The 26,671-nt window shown below is 58.8% G+C and carries 19 protein-coding genes and 2 pseudogenes; 14 read left to right on the top strand and 7 right to left on the bottom strand.

The window, feature by feature from the left end; translation table 11 throughout:
• Window positions 1–10 precede the first annotated feature (10 nt).
• A complete protein-coding gene (locus EC915_RS05600) occupies window positions 11–1,192 on the bottom strand; it encodes an amino acid ABC transporter permease (RefSeq protein WP_133749546.1) in 1,182 nt (393 codons plus the stop codon).
• A 65-nt stretch (window positions 1,193–1,257) separates the two neighbouring features.
• The gene (locus EC915_RS05595; protein ID WP_133749545.1) at window positions 1,258–2,289 is read right to left on the bottom strand and encodes an amino acid ABC transporter substrate-binding protein; all 1,032 of its coding nucleotides are present in this window, start codon (window positions 2,287–2,289) and stop codon (window positions 1,258–1,260) included.
• A 483-nt stretch (window positions 2,290–2,772) separates the two neighbouring features.
• On the opposite strand from EC915_RS05595, the gene EC915_RS05590 reads away from it, so the two are divergent.
• Window positions 2,773–3,429, top strand: a complete 657-nt coding sequence (locus EC915_RS05590) for an alpha/beta hydrolase (RefSeq protein WP_133749544.1) — start codon at window positions 2,773–2,775, stop codon at window positions 3,427–3,429.
• 279 nt (window positions 3,430–3,708) lie between these two features.
• Window positions 3,709–5,001, top strand: a pseudogene (rhlB, locus tag EC915_RS05585) (ATP-dependent RNA helicase RhlB); the annotation flags it as partial.
• Window positions 5,002–5,162: 161 nt separating this feature from the next.
• Here the strand turns inward: rhlB and moaE are convergent.
• The 5 genes and pseudogenes from moaE to EC915_RS05560 form a co-directional block, all read right to left on the bottom strand.
• On the bottom strand, window positions 5,163–5,612 hold the full coding sequence (moaE, locus tag EC915_RS05580) for a molybdopterin synthase catalytic subunit MoaE (RefSeq protein WP_133749542.1): 450 nt from the start codon (window positions 5,610–5,612) through the stop codon (window positions 5,163–5,165).
• 2 nt (window positions 5,613–5,614) lie between these two features.
• Entirely contained in the window at window positions 5,615–5,860 is a 246-nt protein-coding gene (locus EC915_RS05575; RefSeq protein WP_133750148.1) for a MoaD/ThiS family protein, read from the bottom strand.
• A gap of 2 nt (window positions 5,861–5,862) precedes the next feature.
• The gene (gene moaC / locus EC915_RS05570) at window positions 5,863–6,348 is read right to left on the bottom strand and encodes a cyclic pyranopterin monophosphate synthase MoaC (RefSeq protein WP_133749541.1); all 486 of its coding nucleotides are present in this window, start codon (window positions 6,346–6,348) and stop codon (window positions 5,863–5,865) included.
• 123 nt (window positions 6,349–6,471) lie between these two features.
• Window positions 6,472–7,866, bottom strand: a complete 1,395-nt coding sequence (locus EC915_RS05565) for a PhoH family protein (protein ID WP_133749540.1) — start codon at window positions 7,864–7,866, stop codon at window positions 6,472–6,474.
• Window positions 7,867–8,333: 467 nt separating this feature from the next.
• Window positions 8,334–9,440, bottom strand: a pseudogene (locus tag EC915_RS05560) (polysaccharide deacetylase family protein); the annotation flags it as partial.
• A 300-nt stretch (window positions 9,441–9,740) separates the two neighbouring features.
• On the opposite strand from EC915_RS05560, the gene yaaA reads away from it, so the two are divergent.
• The 12 genes from yaaA to EC915_RS05495 all read left to right on the top strand — a co-directional run bounded on the left by yaaA (window position 9,741) and on the right by EC915_RS05495 (window position 26,609).
• Entirely contained in the window at window positions 9,741–10,520 is a 780-nt protein-coding gene (gene yaaA / locus EC915_RS05555) for a peroxide stress protein YaaA (protein ID WP_133749539.1), read from the top strand.
• A gap of 1,079 nt (window positions 10,521–11,599) precedes the next feature.
• Window positions 11,600–12,916, top strand: coding sequence for a nucleotide sugar dehydrogenase (locus tag EC915_RS05550; RefSeq protein ID WP_133749538.1), 1,317 nt, complete (start codon window positions 11,600–11,602; stop codon window positions 12,914–12,916).
• A 131-nt stretch (window positions 12,917–13,047) separates the two neighbouring features.
• The gene (gene alg8 / locus EC915_RS05545) at window positions 13,048–14,529 is read left to right on the top strand and encodes a mannuronan synthase (RefSeq protein WP_133749537.1); all 1,482 of its coding nucleotides are present in this window, start codon (window positions 13,048–13,050) and stop codon (window positions 14,527–14,529) included.
• Between the two features lie 65 nt (window positions 14,530–14,594).
• Window positions 14,595–15,767 (top strand): PilZ domain-containing protein, encoded by a 1,173-nt coding sequence (locus tag EC915_RS05535; protein ID WP_133749536.1) that lies wholly within the window; start codon window positions 14,595–14,597, stop codon window positions 15,765–15,767.
• 2 nt (window positions 15,768–15,769) lie between these two features.
• Window positions 15,770–17,182: an alginate biosynthesis TPR repeat lipoprotein AlgK gene (gene algK, locus EC915_RS05530; RefSeq protein ID WP_133749535.1), complete on the top strand. Its 1,413-nt coding sequence runs from the start codon at window positions 15,770–15,772 to the stop codon at window positions 17,180–17,182.
• Window positions 17,179–18,684 (top strand): alginate export family protein, encoded by a 1,506-nt coding sequence (locus tag EC915_RS05525; protein ID WP_133749534.1) that lies wholly within the window; start codon window positions 17,179–17,181, stop codon window positions 18,682–18,684. Before algK ends, EC915_RS05525 begins: the two co-directional genes overlap by 4 nt.
• Window positions 18,685–18,711: 27 nt before the next feature.
• On the top strand, window positions 18,712–20,346 hold the full coding sequence (gene algG / locus EC915_RS05520; protein WP_133749533.1) for a mannuronan 5-epimerase AlgG: 1,635 nt from the start codon (window positions 18,712–18,714) through the stop codon (window positions 20,344–20,346).
• A 13-nt stretch (window positions 20,347–20,359) separates the two neighbouring features.
• Entirely contained in the window at window positions 20,360–21,799 is a 1,440-nt protein-coding gene (locus EC915_RS05515; RefSeq protein WP_133749532.1) for an alginate O-acetyltransferase, read from the top strand.
• Window positions 21,800–21,806: 7 nt separating this feature from the next.
• A complete protein-coding gene (locus tag EC915_RS05510) occupies window positions 21,807–22,946 on the top strand; it encodes a mannuronate-specific alginate lyase (RefSeq protein ID WP_133749531.1) in 1,140 nt (379 codons plus the stop codon).
• Between the two features lie 216 nt (window positions 22,947–23,162).
• Window positions 23,163–24,728, top strand: a complete 1,566-nt coding sequence (locus EC915_RS05505) for an MBOAT family protein (RefSeq protein WP_133749530.1) — start codon at window positions 23,163–23,165, stop codon at window positions 24,726–24,728.
• A 10-nt stretch (window positions 24,729–24,738) separates the two neighbouring features.
• On the top strand, window positions 24,739–25,914 hold the full coding sequence (locus EC915_RS05500) for an alginate O-acetyltransferase (protein WP_133749529.1): 1,176 nt from the start codon (window positions 24,739–24,741) through the stop codon (window positions 25,912–25,914).
• 38 nt (window positions 25,915–25,952) lie between these two features.
• Window positions 25,953–26,609 (top strand): alginate O-acetyltransferase AlgF, encoded by a 657-nt coding sequence (locus tag EC915_RS05495; protein ID WP_133749528.1) that lies wholly within the window; start codon window positions 25,953–25,955, stop codon window positions 26,607–26,609.
• Window positions 26,610–26,671: the final 62 nt, after the last annotated feature.

Below are 26,671 nucleotides of genomic sequence, written 5' to 3'. Positions count from 1 at the left end.
GCGCGTTTCCTCACCGCTCGATCAGCGCAATGCGCTTGTTGTACGCGTTCATCAGCAGGGAAATGCTGATACTGATCGCCAGGTACACGCTCATGGTGATGGCAATGACTTCGATGGCCTGCCCGGTCTGGTTCAGTACGGTGCCGGCGAACAGCGAAACCATTTCCGGATAACCGATACCGGCAGCCAGTGAAGAGTTCTTCGCCAGGTTCAGGTATTGGCTGGTCAACGGCGGAATGATCACCCGCAAGGCTTGCGGGATGATGACCTTGCGCAGGGTCGGTCCCGGACGCAGGCCCAGCGAACGCGCAGCTTCCGTCTGGCCGTGGCTGACCGACTTGATGCCCGAACGCACGATTTCGGCGATGAACGCTGCGGTGTAGACCGTCAATGCCAGGGTCAAGGCCAAAAGCTCGGGAATCAACACCCAACCGCCGACGAAGTTAAACCCCTTGAGCTCGGGCAATTCCCAATGCACCGGCGCCCCAAAGGTCAGCGCACACAGCGCCGGGATCATGATGAGCAGCGCAAGACCGGCCCAGAACTTGTGGAACGGAACGCCTGTGGCTTCGAAGCGCTTGTTCGCCCATCGGGTCATGAACACAATGGCGACGATCGCCAGCACGATGCTGATCACGAACGGCCAGGCGGCATCGGTGGCGATGGCTGCCGGCATGTTCAGGCCACGACTGCTGACGAAGAACGACCCCATGAACCCGTGCGCGGCCCGTGGGCCCGGTAACGTCAGGAACACAGCGAAATACCAGAACAGGATCTGCAGCAGCGGCGGAATGTTACGGAACACTTCGACGTAAACCGTCGCCAGCTTGTTGATGATCCAGTTGTTGGACAGACGCGCCACGCCGACGATGAAGCCGAGCAGGGTCGCGAGAATCACGCCGATGAACGTCACCAGCAGCGTGTTGAGCAAGCCGATGAGGAAAACCCGCGCGTACGAGTCCGATTCCTTGAAGGGAATCAGGTGCTGCGCGATGCCGAAACCGGCACTGTTTTCAAGGAAGCCGAAACCTGAAGTGATGCCCCGATGTTGCAGGTTGGTTTGAGTGTTATCGAACAGATACCAACCCATCGCGACTACTGCGATAACCGTGATTATCTGAAATAGCCACGCACGCACTTTCGGATCGCTGAGGGTTAGCCTCGGCTTGGGTGCGCTGATTTGATTTTGCATGGAGTGCCCCAGAAGAAATACAACGAAGCGCCCGGCTGCAGATCAGGCAGCCGGACGCAGGTCAATCAACGCACCGGTGGCGCGTATTGAATGCCGCCGTTGGTCCACAGGGCATTCTGGCCACGGTCGATTTTCAGAGAAGTGCCTTTACCCAGGTTCTTCTCGAAGATTTCGCCGTAGTTACCTACTTGAGCCACGATCTTGACGACCCAGTCCTTCGGCAGTTTCAGCTGCGGACCGTAGTCACCGTCGGCACCCAACAAACGCGCTACGTCGGGGTTCTTGGTGGATTTGGCTTCGGATTCGACGTTTTTGGACGTAATGCCGGCTTCTTCGGTGTTCAGCAGTGCGTAGCCAACCCAACGAACGATAGCGGTCCACTCGTCATCGCCACGGGCGACAACAGGCGCCAGCGGTTCTTTGGAGATGGTTTCAGGAAGGACGACGTAGTCGTTCGGCGAGGCCAGCTTGGAGCGTTGTGCGTAGAGTTGCGATTTGTCGGAAGTGAGCACGTCGCATCGACCGGATTCCAGCGACTTGGCGCTTTCATCGGAGGTGTCGAAGGTGATCGGGGTGTACTTGAGGTTGTTGGCGCGGAAGTAGTCGGACACGTTCAGTTCGGTAGTGGTACCGGCCTGAATACAGATCGTCGCGCCGTCCAGTTCCTTGGCACTTTTCACGCCCAGCTTGCTGTTGGCCAGGAAGCCAACGCCGTCGTAGTAGGTCACAAAGCCAGGAAACTCAAGGCCCATGCTCGCATCGCGGGAGCTGGTCCAGGTGGTGTTACGCGACAGGATGTCGATCTCGCCCGATTGCAGCGCGGTGAAACGCTCTTTGGCGTTCAGCTGACTGAACTTGACCTTTTTCGCGTCGCCAAAAACGGCAGCTGCCACAGCACGACAGAAGTCCGCGTCGATACCTCCGATGGTGCCGTCCTTATCAGGTACCGAGAAGCCTGGCAGACCGTCGCTCACGCCGCACTGAATGAAGCCTTTCTTCTGAATGGCATCCAGTTTCGTGCCTGCTTGAGCGAAACCGGTCAAACCGAGCGCTGCCGTGGCGGCCACTACAGCCAGGGTGGATTTCAACATCTTCATTCAAACCTCCAGTTTGCTCTTTGTTGTGTGGGAGCTTCAGCCCGTCGCACCCTTGTGAGGCATTCATGACCCGTGCTGGCTTGTTTTTGGGTCAGACGACGCAAGGCCTGAATCCGAGACCGGCACCTGGCGTCTCGTCGCCGTATGATCGGCTTGTTCGGGCCAAATGGACTGAAGCCCCATGATGTCCCTGAACCCACGGCTCAAGGCGAATCGTGCCGGAGATCCTGTCGATGGACTCCGTGCTGCCCCGGCGTAACAATAGGCTGCGTGGTTGATAGCCCAGTAGTGTTACCGCCGGGGTGAGCGCCTTCACTCCGACAGATTCGTAGCAAAGCCCGTACCACCATGGTGGCAAACTCGAATTAGCGACAGGTCAAGGCCAAAACTTGTAACCTTGCGACATCTTCTTTCACCCCCGACCAAGTCTTCGCACCGCTCTGAAGCACGCCGCTGGAGCGGTCGCACACAAATGGAGCGCACATGACTGAACCCTTGATCATCGAGCCTGAAAAAGCGGCTGACGCCTGCGTTATATGGCTGCACGGCCTCGGGGCAGACCGTTACGACTTCCTGCCCGTTGCCGAAGCGTTGCAGCAGTCGCTGCTCAGCACGCGCTTCATTCTCCCCCAGGCTGCGACCCGCGCCGTCACCATCAACGGCGGCTATGAGATGCCAAGCTGGTACGACATCAAGGCCATGAGTCCGGCCCGTGCCATTGATAGTGATCAACTGGAAGGCTCGGCCCAGCGCATTCTTTCGCTGATCGAAGCGCAGCGGGACAGTGGCATTGACCCTGCCAGAATTTTTCTCGCAGGCTTCTCACAAGGCGGCGCGGTCGTGCTGCATACCGCTTTTCTGCGCTGGCAGGGTCCTTTGGGCGGCGTGCTCGCGCTCTCCACCTACGCACCGTCGTTCAGCGATGAAATGAGCCTTTCGGCCAGTCAGCAGCGCATTCCGGTGTATTGCTTGCATGGGCATTACGACGAAGTGGTACAGAACGCCATGGGGCGCACCGCTTACGAACACCTGAAAGCCCAGGGCGTCACCGCCACATGGCAGGAGTACCCAATGGGCCACGAAGTGTTACCGCAGGAAATTGCCGACATAGGCGTCTGGCTCGGGGATCGGCTGCGTTGAGCAGCTGATTTGCCCCTTTCCTTTGTCTGGCGGATTTGGTAGGGCACTACGCCGCGCCGGGTTCTTGCTTTACACTGCCCGGCGTACATTCCTTAATCAATCGATGAGATGACCGTGCTCAAAGCACTTAAAAAAATGTTCGGTAAAAGCGAGGCTGAGCCGCTCGCGCCAGCTGCTCCTCTCCCCCTTTCCAAGAGTCCGGCCGAAAGCTCTTACCGGGAAACCATCACCCCTGTTGCGCCCGCAGCAGAACCAGAACCCCTCAGCCAGCCTGCACCGTCACGCCCAAGGGCCGAACGCCCACGCCGCGAACGCGCGCCCAAGCCCGTCATAGCGCCCTGGACCGTTGATGAGTTCGCGGTCGAGCCTGCGGAAGGCAAGACCCGCTTCCATGATTTCCCGCTGGCGCCAGAGCTTATGCACGCCATTCAGGACCTGGGCTTTCCGTATTGCACGCCCATTCAGGCAGGCGTATTGGGCTTCACCCTCAAGGGCAAGGATGCGATCGGCCGCGCGCAAACCGGCACTGGTAAGACCGCCGCGTTTCTGATTTCGATCATCACCCAGCTGACCCAGACTCCGCCGCCGAAAGAGCGCTACATGGGCGAACCCCGTGCGCTGATTATTGCGCCGACCCGTGAACTGGTGGTGCAGATCGCCAAGGATGCTGAGGCGTTGACCAAATACACCGACCTCAACGTCATGACGTTCGTCGGCGGCATGGATTTCGACAAACAGCTCAAGCAGCTCGAAGCCCGTCACTGCGACATCCTGGTAGCCACCCCCGGCCGTTTGCTGGACTTCAACCAGCGCGGCGAAGTGCACCTGGACATGGTCGAGGTGATGGTACTGGACGAAGCAGACCGCATGCTGGACATGGGTTTCATCCCTCAAGTGCGCTCGATCATCCGTCAGACTCCGCACAAAGGGGAGCGTCAGACGCTGCTGTTCTCGGCGACGTTCACCGAGGACGTGATGAACCTGGCCAAGCAGTGGACCACTGACCCTGCGATCGTCGAGATCGAGTCCGAGAACGTGGCCAGCGACAATGTCGAACAGCACATCTATGCCGTGGCGGCGGCGGACAAATACAAGCTGCTGTTCAACCTGATCAACGACAACGGCTGGTCGCGGGTGATGGTGTTTGCCAACCGCAAGGATGAAGTGCGCCGCATCGAAGAGCGCCTGGTGCGCGATGGCGTCAACGCTGCGCAGTTATCCGGCGATGTCCCGCAGCATAAGCGCATCAAGACCCTGGAGGGCTTTCGCGAAGGCAAGATTCGTGTGTTGGTGGCAACGGATGTTGCCGGTCGCGGCATTCACATCGATGGCATCAGTCACGTGATCAACTTCACCCTGCCGGAAGTGCCGGACGACTACGTGCACCGCATTGGCCGCACCGGTCGCGCTGGCGCGGACGGCGTGTCGATCAGCTTTGCGGGCGAAGACGACTCGTATCAGCTGCCTTCGATCGAGGAGAAACTGGGCCGCAAGATCAGCTGCGAAATGCCGCCGACCGAGCTGTTGCGGGCCGTGGTGCGTCAGCCCAAAGAGCAGCCTGCTGCGGAGTGATCCTGCTCAGGCTCCAAATACGCTGCTGAATCCAACCTGTGGGAGCGATTCATTGGCGATGGGGTGGATCTGCCGGGAAATACTTATCGGCTGTATCGACCTATCGCGAATGAATTCGCTCCCACCGTGTTATGCGTTCGGCGCAACAGACCAAACCGCCATTATTTCCAGCGATCGGCTGCCTGATGATCGCTGTCCCGCCCTTCGACCCAACGTGGCCCATCGGATGTGTTTTCTTTCTTCCAGAACGGCGCACGGGTCTTCAGATAATCCATCACGAAATCGCAGGCCTCGAATGCCGCCTGCCGATGAGCGCTGGCAACCGCGACAAAGACAATCGGCTCTCCCGGCTCAAGTGCGCCTACACGATGCAGTACCTCGATCTTTAACAAAGGCCAGCGTTGCTGTGCTTCGTCGACGATCCTGGTCAGCGCCTTTTCGGTCATCCCCGGGTAGTGCTCCAGAAACATGCCCGACACTTCCCGGCCATCATTGAAGTCCCGAACGTACCCGACAAAGCTCACCACCGCTCCGACACCCACGTTAGCGTTATGCATCGCATTGACTTCGGCGCCCGGGTCGAACGCTGCGGCCTGCACACGAACGGCCATGCTCAGCCTCCGGTCACGGTCGGAAAGAACGCCACTTCGTCACCGGGCTCGACCGGCTCGTCCAGTGAGCAGAGTGCCTGATTGCGGGCGCACATGATGCTCTGCTCGCTCAGCACTTCCCACACACCGCCGCGCTGCAGCAGATGCTGGCGCACGGCATCGACCGTGGCGAAGCTGCCTTCGAGGTTTTCGCTTTCAGTGCCCAGGGTTTCGCGAAAGCGGGCGAAGAATTGAACCTGAACATGAATAGTCACTGGCCACCTGCCTTGTCGTCAGCCACGAAATGCCCGCTCTTGCCGCCGATTTTTTCCAGCAACCGCACGTGCTCGATGACGATACCGCGGTCCACCGCCTTGCACATGTCGTAAATGGTCAGCGCCGCGACGCTGGCGGCGGTGAGCGCTTCCATTTCCACGCCGGTCTGCCCGGAAAGTCGGCAGCGGGCCACGATGTGTACGGTGTCGGTGCCCTCGGCATTGAGCTCGACCCTGACGCTGGTCAGCATCAGCGGATGGCAAAGCGGGATCAAATCGCTGGTTTTTTTCGCAGCCTGAATCCCGGCGATCCGTGCCACGGCGAACACATCGCCTTTCGGATGGCCACCGGCGGCGATCATTTGCAGGGTTTCGGGAAGCATGCGCACGCGCGCTTCGGCCACGGCTTCACGGGACGTCACGGTTTTTTCAGTGACGTCGACCATGTTGGCGCGACCTTGGGAATCGAGATGAGTGAGCACGGGATGACTCCTGGACAGGAGCCACGATTGTAGGGAGTTACAACAGCAAGCTACAAGCCAAAAGCTACAGCCGTTCGCCGGACCATCGCTTCAAGCCTGCAGCTTGGCACTCGACGCTTTTACTTAAAGATGGCTCTCCGCGTACTCGGCCAGGATCGAGCGTGGAACCCCTTGCAGGGTGATGTGCACGCCATTGGGGAAGTCCTTGAAGCGCTCCGTCAGGTAGGTGAGGCCCGAACTGGTGGCCGACAGGTAGGGGGTATCGATCTGCGCCAGGTTACCCAGGCAGACCACTTTGGAACCGGCGCCGGCACGGGTGATGATGGTTTTCATCTGGTGCGGCGTGAGGTTCTGGCATTCGTCGATCAGGATCAGACTTTGCTGGAAACTGCGGCCTCGAATGTAGTTGAGTGATTTGAACTGCAACGGCACCTTGCTGAGGATGTAATCGACACTGCCATGGGTGTTTTCATCGTCCATGTGCAGCGCTTCCAGGTTGTCGGTGATCGCGCCCAGCCACGGCTCCATCTTCTCCGCCTCGGTGCCGGGCAGGAAGCCGATCTCCTGGTCGAGCCCTTGCACGCTGCGGGTCGCGATGATGCGGCGGTAGCGCTTACTGACCATGGTCTGCTCGATGGCAGCGGCCAGCGCGAGAATGGTCTTGCCCGAGCCTGCAGCGCCAGACAGGTTGACCAGATGAATATCCGGATCGAGCAGCGCGAACAACGCCAGCCCCTGATAGATATCGCGAGGTTTCAGGCCCCAGGCCTCCTGATGCAGCAGCGGCTCCTGATGCATGTCCAGCAGCAGCAATTCATCGGGTTTGACACCCTTGACCCAACCGACAAAACCCTGCTCGTCGATGATGAACTCGTTGAGGTGAACCGCCGGGATTTGCTCGGCCATCTGTACTTTATGCCAGGTACGGCCATGGTCCTGGCGGGTGTCGACCTTGCTTACGCGGTCCCAGAAAGAACCGGTCATGGTGTGGTAGCCGCGCGACAGCATCGACACGTCATCGACCAATTGGTCGGTGCTGTAATCCTCGGCCTCGATGCCGCAGGCGCGTGCCTTGAGGCGCATGTTGATGTCTTTGGTGACCAGCACAATGCGCACTTCCTTTTGGCGCGCGTGCAGGTCGATCAATTGATTGATGATGATGTTGTCGTTCAGGTGTTCGGGCAGAAGACTGTTGGGCTCTTCACGCTTGCTCATCAGGATGGACAGGTAACCCTTGAAAACGCCTGTACCGCGATCGATCGGTACGCCTTGTTCGACCTCCTCCGGGGTCGCTTCGCCCAGTGTCTTGTCGATCAGCCGGATAGCCTGGCGGCATTCCGCGGCGACCGAGTGCTTGCCCGCTTTAAGCTTGTCCAGTTCTTCCAGAACGGTCATGGGGATTGCGACGTGGTGTTCTTCGAAATTCAGCAGTGCGTTTGGATCGTGAATCAGAACGTTGGTATCGAGCACATAAAGGATTGGCTGGTTAGAGGAAGGGGTGCGTCCGTGGTCATCCATACTCTGCTCACCTTTGTAGAAGCCAGATAACGCAACACACAGCGATGCTGCGCCACGAAAAGGCCGCCAACACTCCCCTTAAGGCAGGAGAGAATTGCGCAAAGTGGGGTCTGGGGACGCCACCTGTGTTGCAGGGTTCGGCGGTCTGTTGTCGTAATACCGCAAACCCATGACATGAAAAAGCGTTTTGATTGGAATTCAAAGTTTATTTAACAGCATGACGAATAGCCCTTGGCGGATGCTTGTCACGCGTTTACAGTCGAAAGCCGGGGCGGCGAGAATCCTTCGTAAATTCTGACCGATCCTGCTTTCTACTTTCCTTCTTCCCCTTGATTTCCGGGCATTTGAGCCTGATCAACGGACGGCTGCGTCTGATCGGCGGGCTGCTCTTTGGCCGCCTCATCGTTGTCCTCATCCCTGGGCTCGTCCTGATCGGCATCGCCAGGCAGTTGCTGCGGATAGACATGACAGTCTTCCCATGAAATACCGCTCTGCGAGGTGTTGGCCATCAGCCATGGAACCGCCTGTTGCGCCCTGTCGGTGGTGTCATGGAAAACGATGTTGCCTCGACGCCAGAGCAGCATCAGGGTCAGCACCCGGTGCGCGGTCTGTTCAGCGCTGATGCGTCCGGTCCCGTCCTGAGAATCGATATTCCACAGTGAGACACGCAGTTGCTGATCGCGGAAGAACTGTGCGCTGTCAGCCCGACGGTGTCCGTAAGGTGGACGAAACAGCGGGACAAAATCATCCGGCAACATTTGCTGCGCCAGGGCCGTGGTGCGCTCGATGGAGTTCTGCCAGTCGTTCCAGTGGGCGTGAGATCGATATTCCCAGCCCTGCACCCCGACACACTGCTGGCGGTAGAGGGCCTGCAATGCCTGGGGCGAGCTACTGTCAATACGGCCTTGCAGGTTCTTGCCAAGGACAAAGAAGGTCGCGTTAATCTTCTGCTGCCGCATGAAATCGGCCAGCCAGTCGGTGGCGCCATCCACGACCGTCGGACCGCTTTCGAAATTGAACAGGAAGCTGCGGTCTGGCATTTCATCGCCGCTCAGCTCGTCCGAGTTGTAGCGCTCAACTTCACTGCTGGTCTGCGGAAACAGGGCGGCCATCCTCAGCAGCTCGCTCAGATAGCGCTGGTTGAAGGCATCGGCAGGCGCAGCCCAGCGCGCATAGAAAGAGTCATAGGCGACGGTGTACTCCGCTGCCCGCTGACGCAGCATGGGCACATCGTCGACCAGCACACAGAAGGATGCGTCGGCTTCACAGGATTGCTCGGCCGCTTTCCAGTTATCGAACAGCCGAGTCCATAGGCGAGTACGAATCAGATTGACCGTCGCCATATTGAGCTGGCGCAGCCCAAGCCGATCAGCCAGCTGGATATCACTGAGGTTCTCGCTCTGCAGCAACTGATGGGCGAAACTCAGGATCTCTGCGCGCGAGGCCACATCGAATAATTGCGGGGTCTCAAGGACCTCCGGCCAGACACTGCGATCGATCGTCGCGATATCTCCGGTCGCCGCCTGAGCGTTGAGCCCCAGCAGGCAGGCACCGATCAATAACAACATGCGCAAAACGAAGTGCTCCCAATCCTTGAATGAAGAGGCCGAAACCGGGGCACTATAGCGGATTTGAGCAGCTCCAGAATTCGTTCGATCAGCGCCGCGGCCGGAATGCTCACAATCACCTGGGGGAGCGCATGCATTGGCGAGACGCCGTAGGCCCGACACCGCTTTATCGCCCGTACGATTTTCGCGAACGAACTTGCTTCCACAGAAAATCAAAGCGCCACCAACGGGACCTATCACCTCCATAGCTGGAGTCCCTGGCCCTCAACCCCTAGAATCGCCCCCACGATTAAAGGAGACAACCGCATGCTGATGGTGATATCCCCAGCCAAAACCCTCGATTTCGAAACACCGCCCATCATCGAACGTTTCACTCAGCCGCAGTATCTGGATCACTCGCAGGAGCTGATCACTCAGCTACGTGAGCTGACCCCGATGCAGATCGGCGAATTGATGCACCTTTCCGACAAACTCTCCGGCCTGAATGCCGCCCGCTTCGGCAGCTGGAACCCGGCCTTCACGCCGAAAAACGCCAAGCAGGCGATTCTGGCATTCAAGGGTGACGTGTACACCGGCATGGACGCTGAAAGCCTTGGCGAAGCCGACCTGTATTACGCCCAGCAACACCTGCGTATGCTCTCCGGCCTCTACGGCCTGCTGCGCCCGCTGGACCTGATGCAGCCGTACCGCCTGGAAATGGGCACCAAACTGGCCAACGACCGCGGCAAGGATCTGTACGCCTTCTGGGGCAACCGGATCAGCGAATGGCTCAACCAAGCGCTGACCGAACAAGGCGACGATATCCTGCTCAACCTCGCCTCCAACGAATATTTCTCGGCCGTTAAACGCCCAGCGTTGAAGGCCCGCGTCATCGACACCGAATTCCGCGACCAGAAAAACGGGCAGTATAAAATCATCAGTTTCTACGCCAAAAAAGCGCGCGGCATGATGAGCCGATTCGTGATGACCGAACGCATCGAAAAGCCTGAGCATCTGAAACAGTTCGACACGCAGGGATATCGATTCAGCAAGGATCTATCCAGCACCGACAAGCTGATTTTCTTGCGGGACGAAGCCGACGTCTGAAAGCCCTATGGCCACGACCTTCCATACCATGACACCGTTAACCGTGAATCAACGGTGATCGGATAACAGAATGAGTTCTTCTGAGTGTGATGGGCTATTTGCACATTGGCCGGGGATCTGGGTATCTGCCGGCCTACCCTCCCTCATGGATCTGCCTCACCGTAACTCCTCCTGGCTGCAACGTATAACAGTAATCAATCCATTCTGGCCGGGCGGCTATTATAGGCCCTTGCAGTAGTGTGACTAAACGCGACACCGTACAAAACCGCTTCCACTATCAAATCAACTTCGGACACTTGGCGAGTTCCCGCATCCGACTTTTCTCGGACAAATGGCAATAAAGCCAAACACTTGGCGTCAATAAGCAGACATCACCCCAAGTTGAACGGATCTTTCTCGAAAAATTAACAATATTTTTTATGGTGGCACATAGCCCCAATCTAGGGCATTGAACTTACTTGAACTAGGCTCAAACCCCTTAATACAAAGGGCCAAACGACAGGTGACATCACAGTGGAACTATTTGTGGATCCGAACCTGTATCGAAAATTCCCGAAAAGAGGACGAGCGGGCAGGAACTTATAGTGAAAGCCCATGCTCCTACATCCCGTAACAATTCACGCCCAGCCTGTGAGACATCTCTTACATGGCATAAGGATAGATCTGGAAGTTACTGATCAATGTAGTAAGACCCGACCGGTCCAGGTGGTACGTGAAAAAGACAATGCACCAAGCTAGTTGAAATAGATCGAGCAAGCACCAATCGGGTGCTGATAGCCACTGACGAGCAAGACCTTACTGAATCACGGCGAAAAGCCCTGAGCCAGAGGCGCGGCAGCGACTCACAATCATCCGGTGGAGTGTTATGCCATATCCCAGATCGGGAACTCATGTAGATGGGCTACCCGACGCATGAAATCTGTAATATTCGAGCCCGCCTGAGGAACTAGGCCGCTCCTGTTAAATTCTGCCTGTGCTTGCGTCACGACATTAACTTGCCGTGCGGACGAGTGCGCGAAAGTTGTAAGACAGTACTTAATATCCCGCCAACTAATGGCGTCAACATCGAGGAGATTACGATGCATATCAGCATCTTTGGTTTGGGCTATGTCGGTGCAGTATGTGCAGGTTGCCTCTCGGCGCGTGGTCATGATGTGGTCGGCGTGGATATTTCCAGCGCCAAGATCGACCTGATCAATCAGGGCAAATCGCCAATCGTTGAACCCGGTCTGGGCGAGCTTCTGGACAAAGGTATCAAGACTGGCAAGTTGCGCGGCACTACCGACTTCGCCGAGGCGATTCGCGCCACCGACCTGTCGATGATCTGCGTCGGCACGCCAAGCAAGAAAAATGGTGACCTGGAACTGGACTTCATCGAGTCCGTGTGCCGCGAAATCGGTTTCGTGCTGCGTGACAAAACTTCTCGTCACACCATCGTCGTGCGCAGTACCGTTCTGCCGGGCACCGTCGCCAACGTGGTCATCCCGATCCTGGAAGACTGCTCGGGCAAAAAGGCCGGCGTCGATTTCGGCGTGGCAGTGAACCCTGAGTTTCTGCGCGAAAGCACCGCGATCAAAGACTACGATCACCCTCCGATGACCGTCATCGGCGAATTCGACAAAGCATCGGGTGATGTACTGCAGTCTCTGTATGAAGAGCTCGACGCCCCGATCATCCGCAAAGACATCGCCGTCGCCGAGATGATCAAGTACACCTGCAACGTCTGGCACGCGACCAAGGTCACCTTCGCCAACGAAATCGGCAACATCGCCAAGGCAGTCGGCGTCGACGGCCGTGAAGTGATGGACGTGGTCTGCCAGGACAAGTCATTGAACCTGTCGCAGTACTACATGCGCCCAGGCTTCGCATTCGGCGGCTCCTGCCTGCCCAAAGACGTCCGCGCCCTCACCTACCGCGCAAGCTCGCTGGACGTCGAAGCGCCGCTGCTCAACTCTCTGATGCGCAGCAACGTGTCCCAGGTGCAGAACGCCTTCGACATCGTTGCAGCAAGCGACACCCGCAAGGTTGCCCTGCTGGGTCTGAGCTTCAAGGCCGGCACCGACGACCTGCGTGAAAGCCCGCTGGTGGAACTGGCCGAGATGCTGATCGGTAAAGGTTTCGACCTGAGCATCTACGACAGCAACGTCGAATACGCCCGTGTGCACGGTGCGAACAAAGACTACATCGAGTCCAAGATCCCCCACGTTTCGTCCCTGCTCAACGCGGACTTCGATGCCGTGGTCAATGGCTCCGACGTCATCATCCTTGGCAACCGTGACGAGCGTTTCCGCGCCCTGGCGAACAACGCACCAGCCGGCAAGAAGGTCATCGACCTCGTCGGCTTCATGACCGGCACTACCATCGAAGGCGGTCAGACCGAAGGCATCTGCTGGTAACGCAGCAGCAAGCTGTAAGCCACAAGCTGCAAGTTCCAATCTTCAGGCCTCGGGCTCCAAGCATTTACTCGCTTGCGGCCTGAGGCTGAAGTTTGCGGCTTGAGTTTGCAACTGACTCAGGGAAACGGATTATGCAAAGGCTAAAAAACGGCTTACTTCAAGCCGCCGGGTGGCTGTTTTATCTAAGTTTGCTGGCTGCCATCGCCATGGCATTACCGGCAACGCTGTTCGACTCCCGGTCCAAAGACTTTATTTTCCTGGTGGGTATCGTCGGTATCTGGCGTTACTCGATGGGCGCAACGCACTTTGTGCGCGGCATGATCTTTCTTTACATCGTTTATCCACATTTGCGCCGCAAAGTACGCAAGTTGGGCAAATCGGCCGATCCGTCGCATGTGTTCCTGATGGTCACCAGCTTTCGTATCGATGCGCTGACCACCGCTCAGGTCTACAGCTCGGTCATCGAGGAGGCGATCGCCTGCGGTTACCCGACTACCGTGGTCTGCTCGCTGGTGGAAATGTCCGACGAATTGCTGGTCAAGGCGCTGTGGGCCAAATACAACCCGCCCGAGCACGTCACTCTGGACTTCGTACGTATTGCCGGCACTGGCAAACGTGACGGTCTGGCCTTCGGTTTCCGCGCCATCTCGCGTCACATGCCGGATGACCGCGCCGTGGTTGCCGTGATCGATGGCGACACCGTTCTGGCCCAAGGCGTGGTGAACAAAACCGTTCCGTGGTTCCAGTTGTTCGGTAACGTCGGCGGCCTGACCACCAACGAGTTCTGTGAAGTACGCGGCGGCTACATCATGAGCGAGTGGCACAAGCTGCGCTTCGCCCAGCGCCACATCAACATGTGCTCCATGGCCCTGTCCAAGCGCGTCCTGACCATGACCGGCCGCATGTCGGTGTTCCGCGCCACCGTGGTCACCGACCCCGACTTCATCGCCGACGTGGAAAGCGATTCGTTACAGCACTGGCGTCTGGGCCGGTTCAAGTTTCTCACCGGCGACGACAAGTCCAGCTGGTTCAGCCTGATGCGTCTGGGTTACGACACGTTCTATGTGCCGGATGCAGCCATCAACACCGTCGAGCATCCGCCAGAGAAGAGCTTTCTCAAGGCCAGCCGCAAGCTGATGTATCGCTGGTACGGCAACAATCTGCGCCAAAACTCCCGTGCACTGGGTCTGGGCGTTCGTCGCCTTGGGGTGTTCACCAGCATCGTGCTGTTCGACCAGCGCGTGTCGATGTGGACCTCGATCCTGGGCCTGACGGTCGCGATACTCGCCAGCCTCAAATTAGGCATGGGTGTGCTGCTGGCCTACCTGCTGTGGATCGGTATCACGCGCCTGATCCTGACGCTGCTGCTGTCCTGCTCTGGGCACAGCATCGGTCCGGCCTACCCCGTGATTCTTTATTACAACCAGATCGTCGGCGCGCTGATGAAGATCTACGTCTTCTTCCGCCTCGACCGCCAGTCCTGGACCCGCCAGGACACAAAACTGAGCCGCGACATGGCCAGCTTCCAGGGTTGGTTCAACACCTGGTCGTCTCGAACCATGACTTTCTCGGCTGGCAGCATCTTCGTTGCCGTGCTGCTGACGCTGGTATGAAAAGGGTTCTGAACAGGGCTCTGACCGCGCATATGGATCAACTCGATTAATCAGGAATTATCGCCATGAATACAGCCGTGAATGCAAACGTCGTCCATGAATCCGAAGCCCAGCGTCAGCACGCCCGGGTCAAGATCCCAGCCAAGCTGCGCCTGCTCAATGGCCAACCGAACGCTCCACTGGTGCGCGTAGAAGATCTGTCTGCCGGTGGTCTGAGTTATGTCGCACCGAGCAACCAGCGGCCTGTCGTCGGTGAAATCATCAAGGGCCGACTGCAGTTCCTGATCGACAACCTTGGCCTGGCGATGGACGTTGACCTGCAGGTTCGCACCGTGGATTCCTCCACCGGTCGCGTCGGTTGCCAGTACCAGCACCTGGACGCTCAGGACATCGCCACCCTGCGCCACCTGATCACCTCGCACCTGTCCGGCGATATCGTCAGCATGGGCGAGGTGCTCGCGACCCTTCAGCGCGACAACTTCACCAAGGCGCGCAAGGTCAAGGACAGCGGTAGCGGGCAGAGTGCATTCGGTCGCCTGCGTGCGGTCACCTTCAGCGCCGGTATCTTCGTCGTCGGCCTGGTGGCCTTCGGTTTCGTCGCCAAATCCGTCTACGGCATGTACTTCGTCAGCCACTCCACTTCCGGTCTGGTCAGCGTACCGAGCATGGATGTGACGATGCCGCGCGAAGGCACCCTGACCAGTCTCGTCGGTCCCAATGGCCAGGTCGCCAAGGGCGCGCCACTGGCCACGTTCAACACCAGCATGCTGGACATGCTCAAGGGCAACCTGGACCCGGACGAAATGCAGCCGGCGAAGATCGAAGAACTGTTCGGTCGCCAACTGGCCGGAACCATGACCAGCCCCTGCGACTGCATCATCGGCAAGCAACTGGTCGCCGACGGTCAATACGCCAGCAAAGGTCAGGTGATCTTCCAGATGATCCCGCGCAACGCTCCTGCCAATGTCGAGGCTCGCTTCACCTATCGCCAGTTCTCCGATGTGCAGCCAGGTGCCCGCGTCAACTTCCAGGTGGCCGGTGAAAACGCCACGCACAGCGGCAAGATCGTCAGCGCCACGGCCCTGAGCCCTGCGGATCTGTCTTCCGACATTCGTGTGCAGATCCAGCCTGATGAAACCTTGAGCAGCACATTGGCCGGTTTGCCTGTGGAAGTGGTCAGTGATCGCGGTCCGTCGCTGAACTGGCTGATCGATAAAGCCACGGCCACAGGTCTCTAAGCATGGCTAGCCCACTACGAAGCTTGTCAGCCCCTACGTTGTTGAGCCTGGCGATCGCAATCGGTCTCGGCGGCTGTGCCGGCCTGCCCGACCAACGCCTGGCCAATGAGGCCCTGCAACGCGGCGATACCGCGCTGGCAGAGCAGAACTATCGGCAACTGGCGGACCTGGGTTATAGCGATGCACAGGTGGGTCTTGCGGACATCCAGGTTGGCACCCGCGACCCGGAGTTGATCAAGCAGGCCGAAGCGACTTACCGCGCGGCAGCCCAGACTTCGCCTCGGGCGCAATCGCGCCTGGGCAAGCTGCTGGCCGTCAAACCCGACTCCACCGAAGCCGAACAGCGCGAAGCCGAGGGCCTGCTGAAGAAAGCCTTTGCCAATGGCGAAGCCGGCACCCTGATTCCGCTGGCGATGCTTTATCTGCAATACCCGCACACGTTCCCCAACGTGAATGCGCAGCAGCAGATCAACGACTGGCGTGCTCAGGGTTACCCGGAAGCCGGTCTTGCGCAGGTGGTGCTGTATCGCACGCAAGGCACCTACGACCAGCATCTGGCTGACGTCGAAAGCATCTGCAAACAAGCCCTGCGCACCAGTGACGTTTGCTACACGGAACTGGCCACGGTTTACCAGAAGCGCGCAGAAGCCAACAAGCAGGCTGCGCTGCTCGAACAGATGCAAAAAGGTTATGCCAGCGGCAGCGTCCCGGCCATGCGGGTCGACAGCGTCGCTCGTGTGCTGGCGGACGCGACCCTCGGCAAGCCCGACGAGAAGACCGCTCAGCAATTGCTGGAGAAAGTCGCCCCTGGCTACCCCGCTTCCTGGGTGAGTCTGGCGCAACTGCTGTACGACTATCCCGAGCTGGGTGACGTCAACAAGATGATGGGATACCTGGACAACGGTCGCGCCGCAGACCAGCCGCGCGCCGAGCTGCTGCTGGGCAGGCTGTATTACGAAGGCAAGCTGGTGCTGCCGGATGCGAAGAAAGCCGAAGATCATCTGACCAAGGCTGCTCCGACGCAGATCTCCGCGCACTACTACCTGGGCCAGCTGTACCGCCGTGGCTACCTTGGCCACCCGGATGCACAGAAAGCCGTCGACGAGTTGCTGACCGCTGCACGCGGCGGCCAGAACAGTGCCGACTTTGCCCTCGCGCAGTTGTTCTCGCAAGGCAAAGGCATTAAGCCCGATCCGGTCAATGCCTGGGTCTTCGGCCAGTTGGCGCAGGTTCAGGGAACCCCGCAGGCGGCGGATCTGATGCAGCAACTCAACGATCAACTGCCGCCCGAGAAGCATGCCCAGGCGCAGAGTCTTCTCCAGCGTGAACAGCAGGTCCGTGGCACCACAGCGCAGAACGCGCTGGCCTTGCAGACCCTGCAAGAAGAAAAAGACGGCGAGGACGCACCGCTATGAAGCTTAAGTTGAACCCTCTGATGGCGGCCGGGCTCGGTCTGGGCTTCAGCCTGATCTGGGCCACGCCGACGTTGGCAGCCTTGACCGATACACAGAACTTCGGCATCGAAGTGAAAGTCACCGGCCAGACCGAAGGTGACACGGACCTCGGCACCCGCAGTGGCGGCAAGGTCAACGGCGTGGGCCTGGACCTGCGGCCATGGATGTTCGGCCAATGGGGCGACTGGAGCGCTTATGCCATGGGCCAAGTGGTGACGGCGACCGATACGATCCAGACCGACCCGCTGGACCAGCAAGTCACCGATGCCAATGGTCAGACTTCTCAGCGCAGTAAAGGCACTTCCAGCAGTCGTGAAGTAGAGGACAGCTATGCGGCCCTGCGTGAATTCTGGGTCGGTTACAGCGGCTTCACACCCTACCCCGGTGAAATCCTGAAATTCGGCCGTCAGCGTTTGCGCAACGATGACGGTCAGTGGCACGACACCAACATCGAAGCGCTGAACTGGATGTTCGACACCACGCTGCTCAAGGCAGAAGTGGGCGCTGCACAACGGTTCAGCGAATACCGCACGGACCTCACCCAGCTGTCAGCCCAGGACAAGGACCGCCAACACCTGTTCGGCGATGTGGCTTACCAGTGGACCCCGGGCCAGTGGGCGGGTGTACGTGCTCACTACAGCCATGACGGGGGCAGCTTCAAACACCAGGGCCAGGCCATCGACGATCTGGACAAGACGGCACGTGGTGACCTGACCTGGCTGGGCATTCAGGCCAACAGCGACGCCTACAACTATCGCAACCTCAATACCGTCAATTACTGGGGCAGCCTGACCTGGCTGACCGGTAATCGTGACCGCCTCGCCACGACCTACGACACCACCGCCGATCAATACGTGGCGGGCACCAAGAGCAACGAAAGCGTCAATGGCTGGGCCACCGATCTGGGTCTGCGTTTTCGTCTGGACCCGATGTGGCAAGTGGGCGGCGCCTACTCCCGCGCCAGCAAGAACTACGAGCAGAACGGGCTGGAAACCAACCGTTCGAACTGGACCGGTACCCGCTCACGGATACATCGCTTCGGCGAGGCATTCCAGGGCGAAATGGCCAACGTGGAATCCGGCTCGCTGTTCGCCTCCTGGCAAATGCAGGATGAGTACGACGCCTCGCTGATCTACCACAAGTTCCGCCGCGTTGACGGTCACTCAGGGATCGGTGGTTCCGGGCTCAACCCGGTCACCCAGGATGTAGATGCCGATGGCGTCAGCAGTCTGGACTCCCTGCCGCTGGAAGACGGCCGCAAGGACCTGGGTCAGGAAATGGACCTGGTCGTCACCAAGTACTTCAAGCAAGGCCTGCTGCCCGCTTCGGTCAGCCAGTCCTTCGACGAACCGTCGGCGCTGATTCGTCTGCGTGCGGGCGTGTTCAAGCCGGGCGATGCGTACCACAGCGGTGTCGACGACTACATGCACCGCGCCATCGTCGACGTCATCTGGCGCTTCTGATGCAAGCCGCGATAGGAGTGCAATGAGATGAACAGTCAAGCAAGCAGTTTGCGTCACCGGGCCTGGCCCCATGCCTTGCTGGAAAGTGCCGTGTTCAGCAGCGCCTTACTGCTGGCGAGCACTGCGGCCATGGCCAACAGTCCAGCCCCTGCGCACGCCCCCGCCGCCGCGCAACCGGCCGCTGGCGAGGACGTGGTCAAAGGTCTGCATCAAACCAGTACCTACACCATCAGCAGCCCGCCAGCCGGGCCGTTGATGATGGACAAGCCAAAACTGCCGAACCTGTCGGGCTACACCCAGCAGGCAATGCAGAAGAAAATCGTGCGCAGCAAACCGGGCAAGGTCGCGATCAAACGCATCATGCAGGAAGACTCGCTGAAGGAATTCATCGGCGGCGATAACAAGATGGCCGAATGGGTCGCCCGTCAACACGGAATCCCGCAAGCGATCTTTATCGAAGATGGCTACATGACGCTGCAGGAATTGGCAAAAAAAGTACCTAAACAGTACCTCAGCGAGACCTCGCCTGGCGTATTCCTGGCGCGTCTGCCCATCGTCGTCACCAAGAACGGCATCTTCGAAATCGACAGGAAAACCAGCGAACTGCGCCTGTCGCAGGAGGCCGGTTCGTTCCTGGTCAATGACAACAAGCTGTTCATCGCCGACACCAGGCTGACTGGCTGGAGCGAGAAGACCAACGGCCCGTCCACCTTCAAGACGCCGAAGGAGTTCCGGCCTTTCCTGCTGTCCTGGGGCGGTACCGAGACCTACATGTTCAACACCAAGGTCGCAAGCCTTGGCTATAACAACAGCAAGTCGTACGGCATCAGTATTTCCCAGTACACGCCGAACATGAAGGCGCAGATGAACCGCCCGGAACCGACCGGCTGGATCGTCAACTCCGAGTTCTCGGACATGTGGTACGGCTTCTACTGCTATGAAACCCGCGACTTCGTGGTCAAGAGCAACACCTACCGTGACAACATCATTTACGGCATCGACCCCCACGACCGTTCCCACGGCCTGATCATTGCCGAGAACACGGTGCGCGGGACCAAAAAGAAGCACGGGATCATCGTTTCCCGTGAGGTGAATGACAGCTTCATCATCAACAACAAGAGCTATGAGAACCACCTGTCGGGCATCGTTCTTGACCGTAACAGCGTGAACAATCTGGTGGCCTACAACGAGACCTACCGCAACCACAGTGACGGCATCACGCTGTATGAAAGTGGCGACAACCTGCTGTGGGGCAACCGCGTGTTCGCCAACAAACGTCACGGCATCCGGGTTCGCAACAGTACCAACATCAAACTGTACGAGAACCTTGCCATCGGTAATGGCTTGATGGGGGTCTATGGCCACATCAAGGACCTCTCCGACACCGATCGTAATATCAAGCTCGACCCATTCGACGCAGAGGTCTCGATGATCATGGTCGGTGGCGAGCTGACCTCCAACGGTTCCGGCCCGTTGTCCATCGACTCCCCGCTCAGCGTCGAGCTGTACAAGGTATCGATGCTGGCACCGAGCAAGACCACCGGCATCAGCTTCAACGGCGTACTCGGCGATCGTCAGGAAGAGATCCTCGATCTGCTGGTTCGCCAACAAAAAGCCGTGTTGATCGACCCGGTCGAAAGCCAGAAACAACTCCGGGACTGAGGAAGCCATTTCTATGCACGCACATTTGACAAAATTGCTCGGCCTCTCGGGCCTGACCCTCGCACTGTTCGCCGCCAGCAATGCTGCGCGTGCGGACGATGCAGCGGCGCCGACGTTCACCGCCGAGCCTTGCTGCAGCCTGTGCCCTGAAGCGCATGACGAAAAAAACTACGTCAGCCGCTACCAGCAGAACTTCACCACGCTCGTCCAGGCTCAGGGCGACTGGCTGTTCCGCACCAAGGAAGACCTGCGCACCGAGTTTGATACGACGCCCGAAGGCTACCGTCGCATGCAACAACTGCACGATGCATTCAAGAGCAAGGGTGTCGAGCTGGTCGTGGTGTATCAACCGACCCGCGGACTGGTCGACCGCAACAAGCTGTTCCCGGCCGAGCGTGACAAATTCGACTACAACACCGCCCTGCGCAACTACCAGGCCATGCTCGGTCGCTTTGCGAAAATGGGTTACACCGTGCCGGACCTTTCGCCGTTGACCAACGAGCAGCAGGCGCACGACTTCTACTTCCGTGGCGACCAGCACTGGACCCCGTACGGCGCTCAGCGCACCGCGAAAATCGTTGCCGCGTCGGTGAAGAAAATGCCTGAGTACGCGGGCATCCCCAAGCGCGAATTCGAGACCCATTTGTCAGGTCGCATGGGCAAGAAGGGCACTCTGCACAATATGGCCGGTCAATTGTGCGGCACCAGCTACGCGATCCAGTACATGGATCAGTTCGAGACCGAACCTAAAGGCGAAGCAGGCGATGGCGATCTGTTCGATGACTCCGGCAACCCGGAAATCACGCTGGTCGGTACCAGTCACAGCGGCAAGAACTACAACTTTGCCGGCTTTTTGCAGGAATACATTGGTGCTGACGTGCTGAACGTCGCCTTCCCGGGCGGCGGCCTTGAAGGGTCGATGCTGCAATACCTGGGCAGCGACGACTTCCAGAAACACCCTCCGAAAATTCTCATCTGGGAATTCTCGCCTCTCTACCGCTTGGATCAGGAGACCATCTATCGCCAGATGATGTCGCTGCTGGACAACGGGTGTGAGGGCAAACCGGCGCTGATGACCACCAGCACCACGCTCAAGCCAGGCATCAACGAGCTGTTGGTCAATGGCAAAAACGGCATCAAGGATGTGCGCAACGGCAGTAATCAGATCGACATCAAGTTCGCCGATACCTCGGTGAAAACCCTTCAGGCGCGCCTCTGGTACATGAATGGCCGCCATGAAGATCTGAAGATCGAAAAACCTGAAACATCTGAAACCGACGGGCGCTTCTCCTTCGAACTGCGCGATGACAAGGACTGGGCCGACCAGCAATTGCTCGCGCTGGAAGTGCAGGGCCCTGAAGCGGGCGCTGCGCCACAGCAGGTCGAAGCGAAAGTATGCAAACGCAACGTGTTCCCGAATGTCGCGCATCAAACCGCGCAAGCCGGGTTATGAGGCTCTTATGCACACTCCAAAACTGATGTTACCCACCCTGCTCTCTCTGGCCATGTTGTCTGTGTCAGCGTGCACCAACGCCAGCAGCGGCGCCGGGTCTACCCTCGTACCGCCAAAGGGCTATTACGAAGGTGTCGAAAAATTCAAGAGCGGCCAGAACAAGTTCACCTGTGATGCCACGCCGCAGCCCTACACCGGCTCGCTGCAATTTCGCAGCAAGTACGAGGGCTCGGACAAGGCTCGCGCCACGTTGAACGTGGCCTCGGATCAAGCCTTCCGTGACACCACCAAGGACATCACCACCATGGAGCGCAACACCAGCAAAGTGGTGATGCAGTACATGCGTGACGGTCGTCCCGAACAGCTCGATTGTGCACTGGGCATGCTCACCACCTGGGCCAAGGCCGACGCGCTGGAGTCCAAAGACTTCAACCACACCGGCAAGTCGATGCGCAAATGGGCACTGGGCAGCATGTCCTCGTCTTACCTGCGCCTGAAATTCTCCGAATCGCACCCGTTGGCCACTCGTCAGCAGGATTCGCAAGTGATTGAGGCCTGGTTCAGCAAGCTCGCCGACCAGGTGGTCAGCGACTGGAACAACCTGCCGATGGACAAGACCAACAACCACTCGTATTGGGCGGCCTGGTCGGTGATGTCCACCGCCGTAGCGACCAACCGTCACGACCTGTTCGACTGGTCGGTGAAGGAGTTCAAGGTAGCGGCCAATCAGATCGATCCGCAGGGCTTCCTGCCAAACGAACTCAAGCGCAAACAACGCGCGTTGGCGTACCACAACTACGCCCTGCCGCCACTGGCAATGATCGCCAGTTTCGCCCAGGCCAATGGTGTGGATTTGCGTCCGGAAAACAACGGCGCATTGAAGCGTCTGGGTGACCGGGTGCTGGCCGGGGTCAAGGATTCAGGTAACGAGTTCCAGGCCCGCGACGGCCAGAAGCAGGACATGACCGATCTTAAGACCGACATGAAATTCGCCTGGCTGGAACCCTACTGCTCGCTCTACGACTGCAGCCCGGACGTGCTCAATGACAAGCACAGGATGCAGCCCTTCAAGAACTTCCGATTGGGCGGCGACATGACCCGCACGTATGACCCGACCCATGAGAAAGGTGACAAGGGCGGCTCTTGATTCAACGACATGATCGTACCCACGCTTTGCGTGGGCACGCATCGGGTGATGCTCCGCGTCGGTATCAGTAGGCGCAGAGCACCAAGGTGTGCCTTCTCACGCAGAGCGTGGTAACGATCACGTAGTGACGCTCGATAACGTTTCACCCCTCCATTTTTTCGTGGGGGGTTTGGGGGGGCTTCGGCCCTTGATGATGGACAAACGGAGAGATTAAGGATGGTTTTCTCATCCAACGTGTTCCTGTTCCTGTTCTTGCCGGTGTTTCTCGGCTTGTACTACCTGAGTGGGCAACGCTATCGCAACCTGCTGCTGCTGGTGGCCAGCTACGTGTTCTATGCGTGGTGGCGAGTGGATTTCCTGGCGCTGTTCGCAGGTGTGACCTTGTGGAACTACTGGATCGGCCTGCGCGTAGGTAGAGCCGGGGTTAGGACCCAACCCGCGCAGCGCTGGCTGTTGCTCGGTGTCGCAGTCGATCTGTGCATCCTGGGCTATTTCAAATATGCCAATTTCGGCGTGGACAGCATCAACGCGATCATGACTTCGTTCGGTCTTGAGCCGTTCATCCTCACTCATGTGCTGTTGCCGATCGGGATCTCGTTCTACATCTTCGAATCCATCAGCTACATCATCGACGTGTATCGCGGCGATACCCCCGCGACCCGCAACCTGATCGATTTTGCGGCGTTCGTGGCGATCTTCCCTCACCTGATTGCCGGCCCGGTCCTGCGCTTTCGCGACCTGGCCGACCAGTTCAACAACCGCACGCATACCCTGGACAAGTTCTCCGAGGGCATCACGCGGTTCATGCAGGGCTTCATCAAGAAGGTGTTCATTGCCGATACCCTGGCGGTGCTGGCCGACCATTGTTTCGCCCTGCAGCACCCGACCACCGGCGACGCCTGGCTGGGGGCTTTGGCCTATACCGCGCAGTTGTACTTCGACTTCTCCGGCTACAGCGACATGGCCATCGGCCTGGGCTTGATGATGGGTTTCCGCTTCATGGAAAACTTCAAGCAGCCGTACGTCAGCCAGTCGATTACCGAGTTCTGGCGTCGCTGGCACATCAGCCTGTCGACCTGGTTACGTGACTACCTGTACATCACCCTGGGCGGCAACCGTGGCGGCAAGGTGGCGACGTACCGCAACCTGTTTCTGACCATGCTGCTGGGTGGCCTGTGGCACGGCGCGAACATCACCTACATCGTGTGGGGCGCCTGGCACGGTGTGTGGCTGGCGATTGAAAAAGCGCTGGGCATCAACACCACCCCTCGTACATTCAATGTCGTGCGCTGGGCCTTCACCTTCCTGCTGGTGGTGATGGGCTGGGTGATTTTCCGCTCCGAGAACCTGCACGTTGCCGCTCGCATGTACGGCGCGATGTTCAGCTTCGGCGAATGGCACCTGTCGGATCTGAATCGCGCCAGCGTGACCGGGCTGCAAGTGGCAACCCTGATCGTGGCCTACATAACGCTGGCATTCTTCGGTCTGCGCGACTTCTACAAGAACCGCGCACCGGCCAAGCCTAAAAGTGATCGGCCTGCTCAAACCGACGGCCCTGCCTCTGCCGAGCCAGGTCTGATCAAGGCGGTTCCGGGCGATACGCCAGGCAGCATTCATCAACCGGGTTACATCGTCGGCACCGAAGCGCAGGTCCAGCCTGCCTACTGGACCGCCGATTGGTCGCGCTACGTCATGCGCGCCCTGATCCTGCTGATGTTCGTTGCCTCGATTCTCAAACTCTCGGCGGCCAGTTTCTCGCCGTTCCTGTACTTCCAGTTCTGAGGAGCCTGACATGACCCGTTCATTACGTTTCCTCTACATCTTCCTGTTCCTGGCGATTCTGCTGGGGCTGGGCCTGTGGTCGCTGCGCAGCTTCGTCGGTTTCTCGACGTCGAAGGAAACCACGGTACTCAACGGTCACTGGACCAAGGCTGTGGAAACCCGCTACGACGAGGAGTTCCCGATCAAGCGTCTGGGGACCAATCTCTGGGCTGCGCTGGACTACAAGGTGTTCAACGAAGGTCGTCCAGGCGTGGTACTGGGCAAGGACCAGTGGCTGTACACCGACGAGGAATTCGATGCCGTTGCCAATGGCGAGCAGAACGAAGCGGACAACCTGGCGATCATCCAGGGCGTGCGCGACACCCTGAAAAAACAGGGCACGCAACTGGTGCTGGCGATCGTTCCGGCCAAGACCCGTCTGTACCCTGAGCATGTTGGTGAAAACAAACCTGCTGCCCTGCACACCGACCTGTATCAACAGTTCCACGCCCAGGTCAGTCAGGCCGGCATCTTCGCCCCTGACCTGCTGGCGCCGCTGCAAAGCGCCAAGGAAAAAGGACAGGTGTTCCTGCGCACCGACACCCACTGGACGCCGATGGGTGCCGAAGTCGTGGCCGAGCAATTGGGCGAAGCGATCTCGCAAAAGACCCCACTCAGTGGCGATCCACAGACCTTCGTCACCGAAGCCAAACCCAGCGCGCCGTACAAGGGCGACCTGACCAACTTCCTGCCGCTCGATCCATTGTTCAGCAACCTGCTGCCAAAGCCGGACGACCTGCAACAACGCAGCACCAACCCGGCCCAGATCGAGGGTGACGGGGGAGACGCGCTGTTCGCGGACACCTCGGTAGCGGTGGGTCTGGTCGGCACCAGCTACAGCGCCAACCCCAACTGGAACTTCGCAGGCGCGCTCAAACAAGCGCTGCACAGCGACGTGGTGAATTACGCCGAAGACGGCCATGGCCCGATTCTGCCGATGCTCAAGTATCTGCAGACCGACGCCTTCAAGAGCAGCCCACCGCAGGTGCTCATATGGGAGTTCCCGGAACGCTACCTGCCCGCTCACAACGACCTGACCGAGTTCGATCCGAACTGGATCGCCGAACTCAAGAAGGCTCGTGACCCCCAACAAAATCTGGCCCAGAACGCCAACAACTCCGAGTCGCCCAAACGGGCGCAAAACTGAGAGGACTACGCAAAATGACCTTACAGAACCCTACTTGCATGACTGCCCATAAAACCCAACGCAGCCTGCTCAAAACCTGCATCCTGGCCGCAAGCCTGGGCTTTGTCTCCCTCTCGGCTTTCGCCGGTGGCGACGCCGCGCTGTACGGCCCGACCGCCCCCAAAGGCTCGACCTTCGTGCGTGTCTACAACGCCAGCAACGCCGAAGTCAGCGCAAGTGTCGGCAACACCAGCCTCAACGAAGTCGGCCCGCTGGCCAGCAGTGACTTCAGCTTCATGCCGCAGGGCGACTACAGCGCCAAGATCGGCAGCAACACCTTGCCGGTAAAACTGGCCAGCGATCATTACTACACCATCGTCAACAACACCTCCGGCGCGCCGCAACTGGTTGAAGAGCCGCCGTTCAAGAACAAGCAGAAATCCCTGGTTCGCGTACAGAACCTGAGTGACAAGCCACTGACCCTGAAAACTGCAGACGGCAAGACCGACGTGGTCAAGGCCGTGGCCTCCAAGGGTACCGGCGAGCGTGAAATCAACCCGGTGAAGGTCAGCCTCGCCCTTTTCGATGGCGACAAGAAGGTCAGCGACTTGAAGCCTGTGGCACTGGAGCGCGGTGAAGCGGCCGTGCTGTACGTCACTGGCTCCGGCAGCAACCTGTCGCCAGTCTGGGTCAAGCCTGCGGCTTCGACCCGGTAAGCCGACATGAATCCCCTGTGGGAGCACTCGCTCTCACAGGTTGCTCCATGCAGTCGGTGCCC

Source organism: Pseudomonas sp. LP_7_YM (assembly GCF_004364435.1).
Lineage (GTDB): Bacteria > Pseudomonadota > Gammaproteobacteria > Pseudomonadales > Pseudomonadaceae > Aquipseudomonas.
The sequence above is the reverse complement of the archived record's forward strand: the minus strand, read 5'-3'. Positions and strand labels throughout refer to the sequence as shown.

Bases quoted from the DNA above. Each gene is read 5' to 3' on its own strand.
- EC915_RS05505 (WP_133749530.1), top strand. From the start codon at position 23,163: ATGGTTTTCTCATCCAACGTGTTCCTGTTCCTGTTCTTGCCGGTGTTT.
- EC915_RS05550 (WP_133749538.1), top strand. From the start codon at position 11,600: ATGCATATCAGCATCTTTGGTTTGGGCTATGTCGGTGCAGTATGTGCA.
- algK (WP_133749535.1), top strand. From the start codon at position 15,770: ATGGCTAGCCCACTACGAAGCTTGTCAGCCCCTACGTTGTTGAGCCTG.
- EC915_RS05565 (WP_133749540.1), bottom strand. From the start codon at position 7,866: ATGGATGACCACGGACGCACCCCTTCCTCTAACCAGCCAATCCTTTAT.
- alg8 (WP_133749537.1), top strand. From the start codon at position 13,048: ATGCAAAGGCTAAAAAACGGCTTACTTCAAGCCGCCGGGTGGCTGTTT.
- EC915_RS05535 (WP_133749536.1), top strand. From the start codon at position 14,595: ATGAATACAGCCGTGAATGCAAACGTCGTCCATGAATCCGAAGCCCAG.
- EC915_RS05525 (WP_133749534.1), top strand. From the start codon at position 17,179: ATGAAGCTTAAGTTGAACCCTCTGATGGCGGCCGGGCTCGGTCTGGGC.
- EC915_RS05590 (WP_133749544.1), top strand. From the start codon at position 2,773: ATGACTGAACCCTTGATCATCGAGCCTGAAAAAGCGGCTGACGCCTGC.
- EC915_RS05495 (WP_133749528.1), top strand. From the start codon at position 25,953: ATGACTGCCCATAAAACCCAACGCAGCCTGCTCAAAACCTGCATCCTG.
- moaE (WP_133749542.1), bottom strand. From the start codon at position 5,612: ATGGCCGTTCGTGTGCAGGCCGCAGCGTTCGACCCGGGCGCCGAAGTC.
- algG (WP_133749533.1), top strand. From the start codon at position 18,712: ATGAACAGTCAAGCAAGCAGTTTGCGTCACCGGGCCTGGCCCCATGCC.
- EC915_RS05515 (WP_133749532.1), top strand. From the start codon at position 20,360: ATGCACGCACATTTGACAAAATTGCTCGGCCTCTCGGGCCTGACCCTC.
- yaaA (WP_133749539.1), top strand. From the start codon at position 9,741: ATGCTGATGGTGATATCCCCAGCCAAAACCCTCGATTTCGAAACACCG.
- EC915_RS05600 (WP_133749546.1), bottom strand. From the start codon at position 1,192: ATGCAAAATCAAATCAGCGCACCCAAGCCGAGGCTAACCCTCAGCGAT.
- EC915_RS05500 (WP_133749529.1), top strand. From the start codon at position 24,739: ATGACCCGTTCATTACGTTTCCTCTACATCTTCCTGTTCCTGGCGATT.
- EC915_RS05510 (WP_133749531.1), top strand. From the start codon at position 21,807: ATGCACACTCCAAAACTGATGTTACCCACCCTGCTCTCTCTGGCCATG.
- EC915_RS05595 (WP_133749545.1), bottom strand. From the start codon at position 2,289: ATGAAGATGTTGAAATCCACCCTGGCTGTAGTGGCCGCCACGGCAGCG.